Source organism: Streptomyces sp. NPDC005962, from assembly GCF_040629205.1.
Lineage (GTDB): Bacteria > Actinomycetota > Actinomycetes > Streptomycetales > Streptomycetaceae > Streptomyces.
Genome location: NZ_JBEXVE010000001.1, coordinates 1 through 17,637, shown reverse-complemented (window position 1 = coordinate 17,637; position 17,637 = coordinate 1). Strand labels below are relative to the sequence as shown.

The 17,637-nt window shown below is 68.0% G+C and carries 17 protein-coding genes; 3 read left to right on the top strand and 14 right to left on the bottom strand.

Annotated elements, in window-relative coordinates; genetic code table 11:
* Positions 1 to 48: 48 nt before the first annotated feature.
* From ABZ370_RS00085 to ABZ370_RS00050, 8 genes are all read right to left on the bottom strand, one after another.
* Complete coding sequence (locus ABZ370_RS00085) at positions 49 to 1,701, bottom strand: long-chain fatty acid--CoA ligase (RefSeq protein WP_358615968.1); 1,653 nt, start codon at positions 1,699 to 1,701, stop codon at positions 49 to 51.
* 102 nt (positions 1,702 to 1,803) lie between these two features.
* Positions 1,804 to 2,337 (bottom strand): SigE family RNA polymerase sigma factor, encoded by a 534-nt coding sequence (locus ABZ370_RS00080; protein WP_358614476.1) that lies wholly within the window; start codon positions 2,335 to 2,337, stop codon positions 1,804 to 1,806.
* A gap of 164 nt (positions 2,338 to 2,501) precedes the next feature.
* Positions 2,502 to 3,350: a DUF1906 domain-containing protein gene (locus ABZ370_RS00075; RefSeq protein ID WP_358614474.1), complete on the bottom strand. Its 849-nt coding sequence runs from the start codon at positions 3,348 to 3,350 to the stop codon at positions 2,502 to 2,504.
* Between the two features lie 53 nt (positions 3,351 to 3,403).
* Entirely contained in the window at positions 3,404 to 4,570 is a 1,167-nt protein-coding gene (locus ABZ370_RS00070; protein WP_358614472.1) for a lipid-transfer protein, read from the bottom strand.
* A complete protein-coding gene (locus ABZ370_RS00065; RefSeq protein WP_358614466.1) occupies positions 4,567 to 5,085 on the bottom strand; it encodes a MaoC family dehydratase in 519 nt (172 codons plus the stop codon). Before ABZ370_RS00065 ends, ABZ370_RS00070 begins: the two co-directional genes overlap by 4 nt.
* On the bottom strand, positions 5,082 to 6,182 hold the full coding sequence (locus tag ABZ370_RS00060) for an acyl-CoA dehydrogenase family protein (RefSeq protein WP_358614464.1): 1,101 nt from the start codon (positions 6,180 to 6,182) through the stop codon (positions 5,082 to 5,084). Before ABZ370_RS00060 ends, ABZ370_RS00065 begins: the two co-directional genes overlap by 4 nt.
* Positions 6,182 to 7,183 carry an OB-fold domain-containing protein gene (locus ABZ370_RS00055; protein WP_358614462.1) on the bottom strand — a complete coding sequence of 334 codons (1,002 nt, stop codon included), beginning with the start codon at positions 7,181 to 7,183 and terminating at the stop codon, positions 6,182 to 6,184. Before ABZ370_RS00055 ends, ABZ370_RS00060 begins: the two co-directional genes overlap by 1 nt.
* Entirely contained in the window at positions 7,180 to 8,424 is a 1,245-nt protein-coding gene (locus ABZ370_RS00050; protein ID WP_358614460.1) for an acyl-CoA dehydrogenase family protein, read from the bottom strand. Before ABZ370_RS00050 ends, ABZ370_RS00055 begins: the two co-directional genes overlap by 4 nt.
* A 454-nt stretch (positions 8,425 to 8,878) precedes the next feature.
* Here ABZ370_RS00050 and ABZ370_RS00045 point away from each other — a divergent pair, with 454 nt between their 5' ends.
* Positions 8,879 to 9,793 carry a bifunctional DNA primase/polymerase gene (locus ABZ370_RS00045; RefSeq protein ID WP_358614458.1) on the top strand — a complete coding sequence of 305 codons (915 nt, stop codon included), beginning with the start codon at positions 8,879 to 8,881 and terminating at the stop codon, positions 9,791 to 9,793.
* A gap of 56 nt (positions 9,794 to 9,849) precedes the next feature.
* Here ABZ370_RS00045 and ABZ370_RS00040 read toward each other — a convergent pair whose 3' ends face one another.
* Positions 9,850 to 10,413: a TetR family transcriptional regulator gene (locus ABZ370_RS00040; protein ID WP_358614456.1), complete on the bottom strand. Its 564-nt coding sequence runs from the start codon at positions 10,411 to 10,413 to the stop codon at positions 9,850 to 9,852.
* Positions 10,414 to 10,541: 128 nt separating this feature from the next.
* Between ABZ370_RS00040 and ABZ370_RS00035 the strand changes: the two genes are divergently transcribed.
* Positions 10,542 to 11,441, top strand: a complete 900-nt coding sequence (locus tag ABZ370_RS00035) for an SDR family oxidoreductase (RefSeq protein ID WP_358615965.1) — start codon at positions 10,542 to 10,544, stop codon at positions 11,439 to 11,441.
* 211 nt (positions 11,442 to 11,652) lie between these two features.
* Here the strand turns inward: ABZ370_RS00035 and ABZ370_RS00030 are convergent, their stop codons facing one another.
* From ABZ370_RS00030 to ABZ370_RS00010, 5 genes are all read right to left on the bottom strand, one after another.
* On the bottom strand, positions 11,653 to 12,207 hold the full coding sequence (locus ABZ370_RS00030) for a hypothetical protein (RefSeq protein ID WP_358614454.1): 555 nt from the start codon (positions 12,205 to 12,207) through the stop codon (positions 11,653 to 11,655).
* A gap of 133 nt (positions 12,208 to 12,340) precedes the next feature.
* Positions 12,341 to 13,039: a tectonin domain-containing protein gene (locus tag ABZ370_RS00025; RefSeq protein ID WP_358614452.1), complete on the bottom strand. Its 699-nt coding sequence runs from the start codon at positions 13,037 to 13,039 to the stop codon at positions 12,341 to 12,343.
* Positions 13,040 to 14,306: 1,267 nt separating this feature from the next.
* Positions 14,307 to 15,986 (bottom strand): DnaB-like helicase C-terminal domain-containing protein, encoded by a 1,680-nt coding sequence (locus ABZ370_RS00020; protein WP_358615963.1) that lies wholly within the window; start codon positions 15,984 to 15,986, stop codon positions 14,307 to 14,309.
* Positions 15,907 to 16,377: an NUDIX domain-containing protein gene (locus ABZ370_RS00015; protein WP_358614450.1), complete on the bottom strand. Its 471-nt coding sequence runs from the start codon at positions 16,375 to 16,377 to the stop codon at positions 15,907 to 15,909. Before ABZ370_RS00015 ends, ABZ370_RS00020 begins: the two co-directional genes overlap by 80 nt.
* A 2-nt stretch (positions 16,378 to 16,379) precedes the next feature.
* Positions 16,380 to 17,123 carry an XRE family transcriptional regulator gene (locus tag ABZ370_RS00010; protein ID WP_358614448.1) on the bottom strand — a complete coding sequence of 248 codons (744 nt, stop codon included), beginning with the start codon at positions 17,121 to 17,123 and terminating at the stop codon, positions 16,380 to 16,382.
* A 119-nt stretch (positions 17,124 to 17,242) separates the two neighbouring features.
* Between ABZ370_RS00010 and ABZ370_RS00005 the strand changes: the two genes are divergently transcribed.
* Positions 17,243 to 17,602, top strand: a complete 360-nt coding sequence (locus ABZ370_RS00005; RefSeq protein ID WP_358614446.1) for a DUF6415 family natural product biosynthesis protein — start codon at positions 17,243 to 17,245, stop codon at positions 17,600 to 17,602.
* The last annotated feature ends 35 nt before the right edge of the window (positions 17,603 to 17,637 follow it).

Sequence of the window (17,637 nt, the reverse complement as noted above, 5' to 3'; positions counted from 1 at the left end):
GTGCCAATGCCCCGGTCGGTGCCGTTGCCCTCAGCCGGTGCCGACGGCTCAGTCGAGCGTGGTCACCTCAAGCTCCCCATCCGCGTACCGCTTCCGGATGACCTTCTTGTCGAATTTCCCCACGCTCGTCTTCGGCACCTCGGGGATCAGGGCCCAGCGCTCCGGCAGCTGCCAGCGCGCGACCCGCCCGGCGAGGAACTCCCGCAGCCCCGCGTAGTCCACGGTGGCGCCTTCCTTCAGCACCACCGTGGCGAGCGGGCGCTCGTCCCACTTCTCATCGGGCACCGCGACCACCGCCGCCTCGGCGACCTCCGGATGGCCCATCAGATGGTTCTCCAGCTCGACCGACGAGATCCATTCACCGCCCGACTTGATGACGTCCTTCGCCCGGTCGGTCAGGGTCAGATAGCCGTCCGGGGAGATCGTGCCGACGTCACCGGTCTTCAGCCAGCCGTCCTCGGTGAACTTGTCCTCCGGCCGCATGGGCTCGCCCGACGCCCCTCCGTAGTACGCGGCCGCGATCCACGGACCGCGCACCTCCAGTTCGCCGACCGCCTCCCCGTCCGCGGGCACGACCGCGCCATCGGGGGCGATCAGCCGGTACTCCACGGAGGCCGGGAAGCGGCCCTGCGTCACCCGGTACGGCCATTCCTCCTCCGCCGTGACACCGGCGGGCGGATGGGCCATGGACCCGAGCGGCGACAGCTCCGTCATGCCCCAGGCGTGCACGACCCGGATGCCGTGCCGCTCCTCGAACGCCCTCATCAGCGCCGGTGGGCAGGCCGACCCGCCGATGTAGACGTGGGTGAGGCTGGACACGTCCCGTGGCGTGGCGTCGAGTTCGGCGAGCAGTCCCTGCCAGATGGTGGGGACGGCGGCGGCGAGGGTGGGCCGGACGGTCTCGATCATCTCGGCGAGCGGCTCGGGCTGCAGGAAGCGGTCGGGCATCACCATCGAGGCACCCGCCATGAACGCGGCGTGCGGGGTGCCCCACGCGTTCGCGTGAAACATCGGCACGACGGGCAGCAGGGTGTCCTTCGCGGACATGCCGAATGACTCGGCGCTGTTGACCTGCATCGAGTGCAGATAGATGGAGCGATGGCTGTAGGCCACGCCCTTGGGGTCGCCGGTCGTTCCGGAGGTGTAGCAGAGGGCCGCGGCCTGCCGCTCGTCGGTCACCGGCCAGGGGTGGCGCTCGGGACGGCCCTCGATCAGCTCCTCGTAGTCATGGACACTGACCCGGCACCCGTCCAGTACGGACCGGTCACCCGGCCCGGCGACGACGATGTGCTCCACGGAACCCATCCCGGGCAGCAGCGGGGCGAGGAGCGGCAGCAGCGAGCCATTCACCACGATGACGCGGTCGGCGGCGTGGTTGACGATCCAGGTCAGCTGGCCGGTGGGCATCCGGAGATTGAGGGTGTGCAGCACGGCGCCCATGGAGGGGACCGCGAGATAGGCCTCCAGATGCTCGCAGTTGTTCCACATGAGCGTGCCGACGGCCTGCCCCTGTTCGACGCCCAGCTCGTCGCGCAGCGCGTTGGCCAGCCGGGTGGCGCGCAGGCCCACATCGTGAAAGGTACGGCGCCGCGGCTCACCGCCACCGGTCCAGGTGACCACCTGAGCCGTGCCGTGAGCCAGCGCTCCATGCTCGAGAATGCGGGTCACGGTCAGCGGTACGTCCTGCATCGTGCTGAGCACCGTGGCCTCCAGGGTCTTACGGTTACGCGCGGGTAGTCCGCCGATTGTGCAGCCGACCGGCTGGTATGTCACTACCCCTCCGCGCCCCCGGGCCACTCGCCGTCAGGCCGCGCGGCACAGCTCCGGGTCTTCACGGAGCTTGACGAGGGCGCGTGAGACGGCGCTCTTGACCGTGCCGATGGACACTCCGAGTACCTCCGCGGTCTGGGCCTCGCTCAGGTCCTCGTAATACCTGAGGACGACCATGGCCCGCTGACGGTCCGGCAGCCGGAGCACCGCGCGCCACATCATGTCGCGCAGGACCTGCTGCTCGGCGGGGTCGGGGGCGGGGACCGGGTCCGGCTCGGGGAGCTCCTCGCATACGAACTCGTCGACCTTGCGCTTGCGCCACTGGGAGGTCCGCGTGTTGACCAGCGCCCGGCGCACATAGCCGTCCAGCGCCTTGTGGTCCTCGATCCGCTCCCACGCGATGTATGTCTTGGTCAGCGCGGTCTGCAGCAGATCCTCGGCGTCACAGGCGTTGGGCGTCAGCGAGCGGGCGGTGCGCAGCAGCATCGGCCCCCGTGCCCGTACGTATGTCGTGAACGACGGGAACGCGGCGGCGGCGGAAGCCCCTGGGCACACGGTCGTGGTCATGCCCCAACGCTAGGGAGTGGGCGGCTCATCGCGGATCGGCCACAAGTGCCGAAGCCGAATCAACCTGAGGTTGTAGGGGTAGGGCCTGCAACACCTCCTGGGGATGGAGAAGATGGGGCTTCCGTCAGGGTTCTGCCGGAGAGGGTCCCCCGCCGGTCTACGGCTCAGCTGATGATCGCGACCGGTGCGTCCACCTTGTTGCGGTCGATCTGCATCGTCCGGCCGCCGTACTTCTCACTCACATTGCCGACGTACTGATGGATGCGGCGGTGTGGCTGCCAGGCCTTCTTGGCCAGGACCGGCTCACCGGCGAGCACCGCCTTCCCGTTCCAGCGCGCGAACCACATCGCGGAGGGGAGATCACGGATACCCGCCCTCCGGGCCTTCTCCAGATGGCGCACCCCGGATTCGGCGCTGCTGTAGAAACCGGGGAAGAAGCCGTGCGACCGCACCTCGCGGTTCCAGCCGCGGATGAAGGAGAGTGTGGTGGCCGCGCAGCTCACCTTCCCCTGGTCGTAGGCCTCCATGTCCAGATAGAGCGCGCTGCGCTTCTTCATGGCCAGCGCCTTCGCGCGGGCCACCGCGTCCTTCCCCTCCTTGCGCCCCTGTGCCCAGGGCGTGCTGCCGATGGGGACATGCTTCTTGTTCTTGTTGCGGACGCAGGGGGACTGGGACCCCACGAAGATGGGCAGCACATGCCATCCCATGCTCTTCACTCCGCGCATCCAGGCGACGCTGAGGTTGGGCTGGCTGGGGCAAGCCCGGCCGCGACCCGCGTAGTAGACGCCGACGGCGCGGTACCGGGAGACGTTCCACGCGCGCAGGGCGGCGAGTGAGGGGGCGTGGCAGGTGTCGAAGCCCCAGCCCTGGAAGACCTTGGCGCCCAATGGCCGGGGGTCGGGGAGGGCTTCCGCCGAGGCGGAGGCGGGGCCGGTGATCGAGGTGGCGAGCACCGCGATCAGACTGGCAGCCCAGCCCATGAACATCCATCTGTTCTTCTTTCCTCGGTTCATATGAGGAGTCAATGTGGACAGCGGAGGACCGGTGCCGCAGACACGCGCGTGGTTCAGCCGTCTGCTCCGAGGAGGAGCCCGGATGTCGGTACCCCGGTGCCCGCGGTGACCAGCGCGCGGGAGGCGTGCGGCACCTGGTTGACGGAGGTGCCGCGTATCTGGCGGACAGCCTCCGCTATCCCGTTCATCCCATGCAGATACGCCTCGCCGAGCTGACCGCCGTGGGTATTGAGCGGCAGCGCGCCCTCGGCGACGCATCCGGCCGCCTCGCCCCGCTCGCAGAACCCGAACTCCTCCAGCTGCATCAGCACGAACGGCGTGAAGTGGTCATAGAGGATGGCCACATCGATGTCGGCGGGACTCAGCCCGCTGCCGCCCCATAGCTGCCGCGCGACCACGCCCATCTCCGGCAGCCCAGAGAGATCGTCCCGGTAGAAGCTCGTCATCTGCTCCTGCGCCCGGCCCGAGCCCTGCGCCGCCGCTGTGATCACGGCGGGTGGACGCGGGAGATCGCGGGCCCGCTCGACGCTGGTGACGACGATCGCCTGGCCGCCGTCCGTCTCCTGGCAGCAGTCGAGCAGCCGCAGCGGCTCCACGATCCAGCGGGAGGCGGCATGATCGGCCAGGGTGATCGGCTTGCCGTGGAAATACGCGGCCGGATTGGTGGCGGCATGGCGCCGGTCGACGACGGCCACCTGGCCGAAGGCCTCGGGCGTCAGACCGTAGGTGTGCAGATAGCGCTGCGCGGCCATGGCGACCCAGGACGCGGGGGTCAGCAGACCGAAGGGCAGCGACCAGCCGAGCGCCGCCCCCTCGGCCGACGGCTCGCGGTGCTGCACCCCGGAACCGAAGCGGCGCCCGGAGCGCTCATTGAACGCGCGGTAGCAGACGACGACCTCCGCGACACCGGTGGCGACGGCGAGCGCGGCCTGCTGCACGGTGGCACAGGCAGCGCCCCCGCCGTAGTGCACCCGTGAGAAGAACGTCAGCTCGCCGATGCCGCATGCCTGGGCCACGGTGATCTCGGGGCTGGTGTCCATGGTGAAGGTGACCAGCCCGTCGACCTCGGCCGGGGCGATCCCCGCGTCGTCCAGCGCCGCCCGGACGGCCTCGGCCGCGAGCCTCAGCTCGCTGCGGCCGGAGTCCTTGGAGAACTCGGTGGCGCCGATGCCCACGATCGCGGCCCGCCCCCCGAGCCGGTCCGGCCTGCGGGCGCTCATCGGACGACTCCGGTCGGGGAGCCGTCGGAGCCGGTGGGCCTGGCGGGCCCGGTGGACTCGGTGGCGCCGGTGGACTCGGTGACCCCTGTGGACTCGCCGGTGCCGGTGGACTCGCTGGCGCCGGTGGGCAGTTCCACGGTGACCGTGCCGGTCACATGGCGGCCGATGGTGTTCTGCCCGGTCACCGCGACCTCCGCCATGCCGTCGGCGACCGAGGTGACCTCTCCGGTCAACACCATCTCGTCCCCGGGGTAGTTGGGGGCACCGAGCCGGATGGCGACCCTCCGGAGGCGGGACAGCGGCCCGAAGTGGTCGGTGATATACCGCCCGACCAGGCCGTTGGTGGTCAGAATGTTCATGAAGATGTCCGGAGAGCCCTTCTCCCTGGCCGCCTCGGCATCGTGGTGCACATCCTGGTAGTCCCGGGAAGCGAGGGCGCCGGAGACGATGAGCGTCCTGGTGATCGGGATACGCAGCGGGGGCAGCGCCTCGCCCGCACGGACCGTGACCGTCATACGGCCTTCTCCTCCGTGAGCAGGGCGCCCAGCTCGGCCAGCAGGGCGGGGGCCGGGCCCAGATACGCGTCCAGCTGCCGCCCCCACAGGAAGTGCCGGTGCACCGGATGCTCCACATCGGCGCCGATACCGCCATGCAGATGCTGCCCCGCGTGGACGACCCGTCTGCCCGCCTCACAGGCCCACCAGGCGGTGGTGAGCGCATGGGTGGCCGCGGGCAGACGCTGGTCGTAGCGCCAGGCCGCCTCGTAGGCGGTCACCCGGATCGCCTCGGTGTCCATATGGGCGTCCGCCGCGCGCAGCAGCACGCCCTGCTGGGCGGAGAGCGGGCGCCCGAACTGCTCACGCGTGGAGGTGTGTTGGACCACCCGCGCGACCGATCCCTGGCAGACGCCCGCCTGCAGCCCGGCGAAGGCCGTACGGGCCCGGCCGAGCACCTCGGCCCAGACGCCGTCGTCGCCGAGCGACTCGGCGGGTGCGTCATGGAGCGTGAGCCGTCCCGCCGCCCAGGGCGCGGTGGTCTCCACGGCTTCGGTCCGGACGGGTGCGCCGGAGGTATGGGCGGCAGGGGTGATCGGAGTGGGGACCGCCTGGGCCTCGATCAGGAAGCAGCGTGTGCGCCCCTCCTCCGTGCGCGCCGGGACCAGCACATGGGTCGCGGCCCGCAGCCAGGGGACCACCGGGAACGTGCCGGTCAGCACCCACCCCGCGGCGGTCCGGCGGGCCGAGGCCGCCGGGCGGGAGCCGGTCCGGTATGCGGCCGTCGCCACCGCCGTACCGTCCCGCAGGGCGGGGAGCAGCCGCGCGCGCTGCCCGGCCGTGCCGTGGATGGCCACCGGCAGCAGGCCGTACGCACAGGTCGCCGCGAGCGGCACCTGAGCGGTCACCCGGCCCTGCTCCTCCAGCAGCAGCACCAGACCGACCAGGCCGATCTCCTCCACGGCGGCGGGCAGCCCCGCCGCACAGAGCGCCTTCCACAGCTCGCCGTCGACACCCGTGCCGAGGGCCGACAGCCGCTCATGGGTGGACAGATCCCCGAAGATCTCCGCCGCCAGGTCCCGGGCGGCCTGCTGCTCCACGGTGGGCGTGAAGTCCATCAGGCCACCGCCCCTCGGAAGACGGGCAGCTCCAGCTCGTCGTCGGCCCGCAGGAACTCCAGCTCGACGGGCATCCCGATGCGCACCTTGTCGTACGGCACCCCCGTGATGTTGCTGACTACCCGGACCCCCTCGGCCAGCTCGATCAGGCCCACGGCATACGGCGGATCGAAGGCGGGGAAGGGCGGATGGTGCATGACCACATAGCTGAACACCGTGCCCGCGCCGGAGGCCGCGACCGTGTCCCACTCCGGCGCACCACAGCCGCCGCACCCCGGCAGCCAGGGGAAGCGGAGCGTGCCGCATCCGGTGCAGCGCTGGATGAGCAGCTGGTGGGCGGCGACTCCCTCCCAGAACCCCGCGTTGTCCCGGTTGACGACGGGACGCGGGCGCTTCGCCTTCGGCTGCCGCTCCGGCTCCGGCTGCTGCTGTGGTGCCTGCTTCGGTTTCCGCTCCGGCTGCTGCTCCAGCTTCCGTCCCGGCTGCTGCTTCGGTTTCGGCTCCGGCTGCTGCCGCGTCGGCGCGTACTTGAGGATGCGGAAGCGATGTGTCCCGACCAGCTCACCGCCCGCCCGGATGTCCATCCGCGTGGTGACGAAGTGGCCTGTGCCCAGCTTGGTGGTCTTGCGCGGCGACACCGACTCGATCATCGCGTCGAAGGTGATCCGGTCTCCCGGACGCAGTGGACGGGGATACTCCTGCTCGCAGTCCGTCGCGACGACCGAGGTGCAGCCTGCCTCGTCGAGCAGCGCCAGGAGTTCGTCGTACGCCTCCGACCTGGCCGAGCCTTCGGGGTGTCCGCCGAGGCCGCCCATCGTCCATGCCTGGAGCATCGTCGGCGGTGCGATGCCCGGATAGGCGGGGTTGGTGTCGCCCATCGCCTCGCACCAGTGCCTGATCATGGATTCGTTGACCGGGTCCCTGCCCTCGCCGCCGCTCGCCGCCACCCGGCCCTCGTACGCCCTCAGCCTCTCGTACAGCTCGTGCGCCTCAGCGGTCATCGCCGCCCCCGCCGCATGCCGAGCCGCATCGTCGCCACGATCTCCCTCTGCACCTCACTCGCCCCGCCCCCAAAGGTGTTGATCTGCGCGGCCCTGTTCATCCGCTCCAGCTCGCCGTCCTCGAACGCTCCCGGCGATCCCGACCGGATCAGCCCCGCCTCTCCCGCGATTTCCTGACATAGGCAATACACCGCGACCGCGCTTTCGGTTCCCGCGAACTTGACGCCGCTCGCGTCGCCCGGGCTCAGCGTCCCCGCCCCCACATCTCCGACCAGCCGCCAGTTGAGCAGCCGGGTCGCCGCCAGCCGGGCGTGCGCCTCCGCCAGCCGGGCCCGCGCCCAGTCCTGGTCGGCGAGACGGGCCCCGGTGTCCGGGTCGGGGGTACGGGCGTGGGCGAGGACGGCGTCGTAGAAGTCCTCGGCCTGCATGCCGATGGCGGCGAGCGCGACCCGCTCATGGTTGAGCTGAGTGGTGATCAACCCCCAGCCGCCGTTCTCCTCGCCGACGAGATGGCAGGCCGGAACGCGGACCGCGTCGTAGTAGGTCGCGGTCGTGGTCAGGCCCGCGACTGTCTCGATCGGCGTCCAGGAGAAGCCGGGGGCGTCGGTCGGCACCAGGATGATCGAGATGCCCTTGTGCTTGGGCGCCGCCGGGTCGGTGCGGCAGGCCAGCCAGATCCAGTCGGCGTTCTGGGCGTTGCTGGTGAAGGTCTTGGCGCCGTCGATCCGCCACGCCGCGGTCCCGGTGCCCGTCCCGCCGGGCCCGGCCTTGTGCTCCCCGTACTCCCCGCACTCCTCGTTCCCGTTCCCGTTCCCCTCGCGCACCGCCTTCGTGCGCAGCGAGGCGAGGTCGGTCCCGGCCTCCGGTTCCGAGTAGCCGATGGCGAAGACGAGCTCACCGCTGAGGATGCGCGGCAGGAAGAACCGCTTCTGCTCCTCGGTGCCGTACCGCATCAGAGTCGGTCCGACCGTGTTGAGCGTGACCATGGAGACCGGCGCGCCCGCCCGGTACGCCTCGTCGAAGAACACGAACTGCTCGTCGGGGCCGCGCCCTTGGCCGCCGTACTCGACCGGCCAGCCGAGCCCGAGCAGCCCGTCCGCGCCGATCCGCCGCAGCAGCCGCCGCTGACCTGCCGGGTCGCCCAGCAAGGCCGCACGGGTCTCAGCCGTGATCAGCTCGCGGAAATAGGCGCGGAGTTCCTCGCGCAGCTGCCGCTGGCGGGGCGTGGGGGCGAGGTGCATGGGCAGCGTCCTCCCCTGGCTCGACGGCGTCGTACGAGGGCACGTACGACCGCACGTATGACCACGTGTACGGCCGCACCCAAAGCTTTCTGACTATCCGTCGGATAATTTGGCGCTGTCAAGCACGCTGCCGAGCGCGGTGCCGGGCACGGCGCCGGACCCGACCCCGAGCACGACCGCGCGGCGGCACCGAAGCGCCGCCGCGTGACCGTAAACGACCTCACCCGTCCCGTTCACTCAATGAATCACCACTACTCACTCGTGCCGGTCATGCGCGAACACCTGCCATGACGGAAAGTTGCCCACCAGTCGACAGACGAAGCACACCGAACGACGTATTACCACGCAAGAATGATGAACTCCTTTCAAACCCCCAACGCGCCTCCGCGCCCCGGACCACCCCGACGCGCCGACCCTCTTCCCCTTATCGCACGCTTGTCCGAAAATGGAGAGCATGGCGAACACTCCACTCGCCCATGCCCTTGCCGCCGCGGCCCATGGCTTCCGCGTCATCCCGCTGACCCGCGCGAAGCTGCCCGCCGTGCGCTCCCCTCACCACCACGACCCCGTACCCCTTCCCTGCCGCGGCGCCTGCGGGCGGCCCGGCCACGGCGTTCACGACGCGTCCGCCGACCCGGAGGCGATCCGGGCGCTGTTCGCCGCCGCCCCCTGGGCCAGCGGCTACGGCATCGCCTGCGGCTGCGCCCCGCACCACCTCATCGGCGTCGACCTCGACCTCAAGCGCGAACCGCGCGTCGACGGTGCCGCCGCGCTCGCCCTGCTGGCCCGCCGGTACGCCTTCGCCGTCCCCCGCACCGTCACCGTGCTCACCCCCGGCGGCGGGCGTCACCTGTGGCTGTGCGGACCGCCCGGACTCGCCGTCGCCAACTCCGTCGGCCGGATCGCCCCCGGCATCGACATCCGCGGGACGGGCGGCTATCTCGTCGGCCCCGACTCGGCCACCTCACACGGCCGCTACCGCCTGGCGCCCGGTTCCCCCGCCTGGCGCCCCGCCCCCGCGCCGCCCGCGCTCCTCGGCCTGCTGCGGCCCCCGGCCCGTACGACGCGGGACCGTACCCCGCCGGACCGGTCCACGCCCCGTCCGAGGGCGGGCGGTACGGCCGGGCGCGATGCCGCCCTCGTACGGTTCGTCCGCGAGTCCCAGGAGGGGCGGCGCAACGACCGGCTGTTCTGGGCCGCCTGCCGGGCGTACGAGACGGGCGCGGGGGACGAACTGGCGCCGGCCCTCATCGAAGCCGCGCTCCATACCGGCCTGACCCGGCGCGAAGCCGAGGCGACGGTCGCCTCCGCGGCCCGCAGCACCACCGGCCGCACCCTGCCGCCGGTCGCACAACCGCCGGGCACATGACCGCCGGACGCATAGCCGCATGACCGCCGGGCGGGAGGGACGAGATGGAGGGGCCGCTAGCCCGCGGTCGCGGCCCTGAGGTGGTCGAGGGAGTCGCGGATGAGGTCGGACAGCGTCCGCTCGCCGGGTTCGCCGATCCAGTGCTCGAACGCGACCTTGAACACCGCGACCCCGGCCTCGGCGGCCAGGCTCGCGGTCGGCTCCGCGACCCCTCGCCCACGTAGCGCGTCGGCCATGGCGGAAGCGAGCGAGGCGAGCTTCAGCAGCTCACGCTCCTGGAGTCCGGGGTTCGCGGCGATCACGGTCTGACGCTGCCGGGCGGATTCGCGACGTTCTTCGAATCGGGCGGCGATGAGCTGAAGGGCCTCGACCACCGCGGCGAGGGGAGCCGTGGTTTCGGACGCGCCCGCGATGGCGTACACGCCGGTTTCGAGCAGTTCGGCCTGGCCGTAGAACAGCACTTCGCGCTTGTCGGCGAAATGGCGGAAGAACGTCCGCTCCGTGAGGCCCGCCCGATTGGTGATCTCAGCGACCGTCGTCTGCTCGAATCCCCGCTCGACGTAGAGCTCCAGTGCCGCCCGTTGAAGTCGCTCACGCGCGCCCGGCTCCCATCGACCCATGGCCCCGATTCTAGCGCGACGACAGTGACTGACATCGCGGTGGTACTCTTTCGATGACAGCGACTGACATCGCCTCGTCCGGGGCGCGCTCCGCGCCGAGGACGGGCCACCACTTGGAGGTCTCACTGATGCGTGTTTTCGTCACCGGCGCGTCCGGATTCATCGGCTCCGCCGTCGTTCCCGAACTCATCCGCGCGGGCCACCAGGTCCTCGGGCTCGCCCGCTCGAACGCCTCGGCCGAGGCCATCGCCGCAGCCGGGGCCGAAGTACACCGCGGCACCCTCGACGACCCCGACAGCCTGCACGCGGGCGCCTCGGCGGCCGACGGGGTCGTGCACCTGGCGTTCATCCACGACTTCTCGGACTTCGAAGGCGCCGTCAAGAGCGACCTGCGCGCCATCGAAGCCATGGGCGCCGCGCTCGACGGGACCGATCGTCCCCTCGTCGTCGCGTCCGGACTGCTCGGAGTCGCCCCGGGGCGGGTCGCGACCGAACGGGACCAGCTCGACCCGACCGCGAGCCTCCGGGAGGCCAACGCGCGGGCGGCGCTGGGGCTCGCCGACCGTGGCGTCCGTTCGTCCATCGTGCGTCTCGCCGCATCGGTCCACGACGAGGGCGACCACGGCTTCGTCCCGAGGCTGATCGACATCGCCCGCGAGAAGGGCGTCTCCGGCTACGTCGGCGACGGGTCCGACCGCTGGCCCGCGGTCCACCGGCCCGACGCGGCGCGGCTGTTCCGGCTGGCCCTGGAGAAGGCCCCGGCCGGATCGGTACTGCACGGCATCGACGAAGAGGGCGTGCCGCTCCGCACCGTGGCGGAGGCGATCGGCCGCCACCTCGACCTGCCGGTGGTCTCCGTCCCCGCCGAGGAGGCGGGCGAACACTTCGGCTGGCTGAGCCGCTTCCTGAACGTCAGCGCCCGGGCGTCCAACGCGCTGACCCGCGAGCTGCTGGACTGGCACCCGACCGGCCCCGGACTCATCGACGACCTCGACCAGGGCCACTACTTCGGCGCCCGGACCGCCTGAAGGTGAGGGCTACAGCTTCCAGCTGATCCGGCCCACCACCAGTCGGGGCATCGTCTGCTTGAACCACCCGGGCTGATCCCGCCGTCTCATCGGCGAACACAAACTCAGGTGGCGAGATCAGCTCGACATGCGCCAGATCGTCGCCTTGGGCGATGGCGAGCTCGCCAAATCGCGTACCCGTACCTGCCCTGCGCCCCGGACGAAGCGACCGTCAGGCGCTACCGGCTTGCTCACTCCCCGGCGCTTGCCCGGCAGCGGATGCCGCCCCCGCGATCGTCCAGAGCGCCATGCCCCACAGGGAGAGCGCGGAGATGAGACCCACCACGAGGCGGACGGTCTCGTCGGGACCATTCATGAGCCACACGATCACGCCCGTCGCCCCGGCCGCGCCCAACAAGGCCGCCGGTATGCGCAGCCGGGGCTCCTCGAACACCGCTGCCAACGGCAGAAAGTGGAGCCCGACGACCACCGCGATCAGCGGGGGGATGAGCACCGGCGTTCCGGCGTAACGGCACACCACGCCGGTGGCGATGATCAGAAGCCACTGGAGAACGTTGATCCGCATGAACTGCCGACGCTGCCCGGCGGGGAAGGGCTCCCCTGCTGACGAGGGAAAGAATCGGCGCGCGGCGAGCAGCAGTCCCACCGTCACGGCACAGCCGACTACGACCTCGATCAGCCGCACCAACCCCTCGAAAGCGCTCGTGCCCAGCAGCCACCAACCGAGCCCGAACAACGTGAGGAACCCCACCCCTGACTTGAACATGACCGACACCCTAGGCGGAAGGGCAGCCCGCCGCTCGGGGAATTTCCGCTCACGGAAGGGGTGCCCCTGAATCAGGAGCACCCCATTTGACCAGCTATACCGCCAGCCACGGCCTCGCATGGTCGCCGACTCGTCAGCTCGGCTGGTCTCCGGTGTAGCGGTAGATGCCGCCGGCGGAGTTGACGTGCCACACCGTGCCGTCGGCGGCGACGCCGATGTCGACCGCGCTGCCCGGGATGCCGATCCAGGGGTTCGCGTCGTGGCCGGTGTACCGGTACAGCTGATTCGAGGAGTTCACGCCCCACACATGGGTCCTGGAGCCGACGGAGATCCGGCTCAGACCACCGGAGATGTTGACCCAGTCGGTCGAACCCTGGTCCCCGGCGTAACGGTAAATGGCACCAGCCGAGTTGACGCACCACACCGTGCCGTCGGCAGCCACCCCGATGTCAACCGCACTGCCCGGGATACCGACCCAGGGATTGGCATCGTGACCCGTGTAACGGTAGATCTGCCCCGAGGAGTTCACACCCCACACGTGAGTCCTGGAGCCGACGGAGATCCGGCTCAGGCCACCGGAGATGTTGACCCAGTCGGTCGAACCCTGGTCCCCGGCGTAACGGTAAATGGCACCAGCCGAGTTGACGCACCACACCGTGCCGTCGGCAGCCACCCCGATGTCGACCGCACTGCCCGGGATACCGACCCAGGGGTTCGCATCGTGACCGGTGTAACGGTAGATCTGGCCCAAGGAGTTCACGCCCCACACGTGAGTCCTGGAGCCGACCGAAATCGTCGTGAGTCCCCCGGAGATGTTCTTCCAGTCAGCCACGTGCATGCCCCTTCGCTTCGGACGCTGTCCTCAGGTACATGGCGAGCGGCAGGAACACCCAAACGGTCTCATATTGAGATTGGATGCTTAAATTATCCGAAAACTGATGTTTCGCTTTCGCTAACCCTTGAAGCTTGGGGGATCAGGCGTTTCGCGGGGCTTCCTTCGAGGCCTGAAAGGCCGTAACCCACACGGAGGGTCCACGACGTTTCACGTTGACGCCTCTACGAACGAGCGCCGGACCGAGCGTTCATAGCCCAGCTCAACAGGCGTGGGACAGCGAACACGCAGAAGGGGTGCCCCGTACCAGGGGCACCCCTTCTGACCAGCTACTTCGCTGACCTGGGCGGAGGCTGAGGGATTTGAACCCTCGGTGACATCGCTGCCACGACGGTTTTCAAGAGGGCTGTAGCCAGGGCGACGGCTACAGCCCTGACCTCCACGAACGCCACCTCTCACTGCCCGTTGAGAGCCTGGTGGTCCACCAGGGGTCCACAGTCTCGCCCGAACGGCTCAGGAGGCGACGTCTCCGCCTCTAGACCTCTTGATCCGTAGGTTCAGGCAGGGCCCTAATGCCAGTCTCGGCAGCGCTCCGGCCCGGTGCCCAGACGGAGTCGCTGGCAGGCATCGTGTGCCGTCGTTGCCGTCAGCCGCCCGGTCGCCCCGTCGCCACCACGGCCTCCAAGAAGGGGTCCACAGCATCGTCCGAACAGCTCAGCGGCTGGGTGCCCACTACACCCACGGTAGGGCTGCCGCGAGTGCGTTAAGAGTGACGGTGAGCGCGACTTGGATGAACGTCACCATCATGGTCCCTCTGATCTCATGGGCCAGTTGGCGGCGTTCAAGGTTGACGACCCTCTTCCGGCAGCGACGCATGGGCTTCCCTTCTGGCTAGTCGGTAACTCCAGCATTGACGGCTGTCCGTACGAGGTGTCCGGTCCGCGTCACAAGTAGACACTTTGCGAGTTACTGCAAGGCTCTGACCTGCGGTGGGTATGCGTGAGAAACTACGACGGAGACACTTGGAGACACTTAGGAGGCCCCAATGGGCGCGGCACGGGGGAAGCGCGGGTTGGTGATGCCGGACGAGGACCAGGTGCCGCCTGGCCCTCATAGGCAAATGCTTATCGCCTTACATAGGGCTTACGCTGCGGCAGGACGACCAGGACTCCGCCAGATATCCCTAGGACTCAAGCTCGATGATTCACCTTTTCAGTCCCAGGTCGAAATATCTGACAATAAATATGGGGGCCAGTAGCGAATAGGGCTATGGTCCGGCCATGTCGACGAATCGAGAGTAATGGCCCTGAAATGCTACGTTGATCACTGCGGTTGGCCCATTGCGGTTCTTGGCTACTATTAGGTCTGCTTCTCCTGCTCGCGGGGATTCCTTCTCGTAAGCATCCTCTCGATGGAGCAGTATGAGCATGTCTGCGAAGTTTTCCAAGCAGCCCGGAATGTCGCCGACTTCTGGGCGGTGGCTGAAATTCCGTTGTGGGGGGCGCCCCATCTGATAAAGCGCGACCACGGGCAATTCCAGTCTTTTTGCCATCCCGCGCAATTCCCGTACGATGAGGGCGAGGTCACGTTCGTGGCTACCCGCACTCTTGGAAGGATCAACGTACAGAAGATCAAGGCTGTCGATTACGACGAGTTGGATGCTGTTGAATCTGCGTAGGCGTTCACAAGAATGCAGTAATTGATCGATCGTGTAACCTGGTTCGTCCACCATATACATGGGTGCCTCGTTGACTGAGGGCATGACTCGTGCCAGCCGCGTCCAATCGTCGTCCGTCATCATTCCTGAGCGCATATGGTGAAGGGCAACAGTCGCTTCCGCAGATAGAACTCGCATGGTCATCTCGTTGCGGCTCATCTGCAGTGATATGAGGAACGTTGCCAGCGAGCGTTCAACGGAACACTCGCGAATAAAGTTGAGCGCTAAGGTTGATTTACCAATGCCCGGGGCACTCGCTACGACGACCAGCTCACCTGGCCGGAACCCGGAGTTGAGTGCGTCGAAATCACGGAAACCCGATGGTACGCCGATGGTGGAACCAGCTTCGCTGGCCGCCTCTACCTCGTCTAATGCCTCCTCAAGGGCGATGCCGCCGATTGCATTGCGCTCATTTACGAGGGATGACACCTCTTCTTCGGCGACATTAACCAACGTATCGACGTCCGGAGCCTCGTCATTGGTGACTGTCTGGGCCATGTCGCTCAATTTACGGCCTATCGCACCGATTCGTCGCGCAAGAGCTCTATCAGATACAAGCTCTGCGTAACTCTCGGCCTCGACGGGGTCTCCTGCCTCTACTATCAAAGAATGCAAATAGCTGACAAGGTCGACGCTTGTTGAGGAAGCATTGCCCAACTTGCCGCTGACGCTCTCGACCGAAATTTCAAGTCCGCGCGCATACAAGTCAAGTAGGGCTACGTAGGTCTGCCCATGAAGCTCCTCGCCAAAATGATCTATTTCAAGAGATTCAACCACGTCAGCTATTGCATCCTTTGACAGCAACATGCAGCCGAGGACCTTGCGCTCGGTTACGCACTGTGCGCCTCGCGTCTGACGGGGGGATGTAATATGCGGAGAAGGTTCAGGTGTTGCTCCTCCTTGTTCTTCCGGAAATTCGTCGGATGCGTGGCGATTGTCGAATTGGCGATTATGTGCCGCTTGCCGCAAATCCGTTAGCTGCTTAATGAATTCCTTTGAATCCTCTTCAGTCTGCCCTCCGATGCTTCCCTCGCGTGAAAGCCATAGGGCTAGGCTCACTAGTTGTCGCGGATTCGGGAGTTGCTTTCCGTTGAGGATTTTCCCAATTGCTTGGTAATTCAGTGTTGCTGGGACTGATGCGCGTCCTTCATCACCCCAGGTACGGGGTCTCTCGGTGTTCCATGAAGTGGCGGAGACGTAGGCGTTGTGTGTGATGCATCGGCAATTCATCCAGCTTCTCACGTGCCACGAACCGCAGCTCCGTGGACTCGTCCGAGATCGCGAGTTCCCCGCCGACCACCCGGGCTGTGAAGCAGACGTTGAACTGTCGGCGCACCTCGCCGTCCGTGTACGCGATGACGTGGAGTGGGTCGGTGTACGTGCCGACAAGACCCGTGATCTCGACGTCCAGTCCGGTCTCTTCCTTGACCTCGCGGACCGCCGTCCCTGGCAGTGAGTCGGTCATCTCCATGCCGCCGCCCGGGAGTGCCCAGAGGTCGTTGTCCCGGCGGCGCTGAAGGAGGATGCGGCCTTCTTCGTCGGTGACGACGGCGGACGCGGCGACCACCATGCTGTTCGGCTCGGGTGCGTTCGAGTCGTCGTAGTACTCGGTGCGTGCCACGGTCAGTCTTCCTCTACGGGGGTCGCTGTCGTCCACACCGCGTCGAAGCTGGCGGTGTAGGTGTCGAACATGCCGCCTACCCCATTTCGCCGCAGATGCCACACGGGGGCAGCAAAGGCGTTGACGCCCCAGACGTGGGCGTTCACCATCGCTTGGTCGTCGGCCCGGTAGATCGAGTTGTAGAGCGTCGTGGCGTGAGTCCGCACCTCGATGCCCGGTGTCCCGATCAGGGAGCGGTAGTGCATGAGCGCGAGTCGGCAGCGGGATTCGATGCCGTGCCCGAACTTCTCTTCCTCGCCGCGCAGTCGGACGTTCTCACTGTCGGGGTCGCCGATGGCGATATGGACCGCGCAGCCTTCGGCGGCTCGTTCCTGCAAGAGGTCGTTGAGCCGGGGGTACGCCTCGTGCAGAAAGACGGCGGCGTACACCAGGACGTCGATGCGCTCACGGGCCTGGGCCAGCATGTCCACGAACGCGGACACAGGGATGTCCGCCCGCTGGTCGTAGAGCGCGACAAGCTCAGGGCTCACCGCGCGGGCGGGGCGCGACTGCCGGAGCGATGGCCATAGTGCGTGCACGTCTTCTCCCAGGGTTTCAGCCGCCTTCATAGCTGTGGCGCGGCGCGGCGTACGCCCGAGGTTCACCCATCGCTCAACGGACTTGGGGTCCACTTCGACCTTCTCCGCGAGGGTGGCGTACGTCCAGCAGCCAGCGGCCATGGCGGCGCGTAGCCTTTCGTTCGGCATCCGAGTCTCTCTCTGCATCCGGGGACGGCACTAGGGACGTTTTACCCGACGCGGGACGTCCCCAAGTGGGAATTGGCGGTGGTTCCTACGTCCTGGTGAACGGCCAGAGGATGCCTCTCATGGGCACCGACAAGACTCTTCGAGCAGACGTGGACGTCGACGCGATCAACGCGACGATCGTCCGCGCCCTGGTGAAGCGGACGGCACTGCCTCCGTACGAGGAACTGCGTGATCTACACAGGGCACTGGTGGAGCACGTCCAGACACTGATGCCGCTGGCCGAGCAGCAGATCGCCCGTCTGAACCGGGGCACCGTGGTCTGGTACGAGAAGCAGAGCAGGTTGAAGACCATCCCGCACGAGCTGACTCAGGGCCTCGGCTCCGGCTTGCAGTCCGCTGACTGGCACGTACGGAGCCTCGGCTACACGTTGCAGTTCCTGCTCGACAACGCCGGACTCGCCCAGGAGCGCGACCGGTGACCTGAAGACCGGGCGGGAGCTGCTGCCCATGGCTA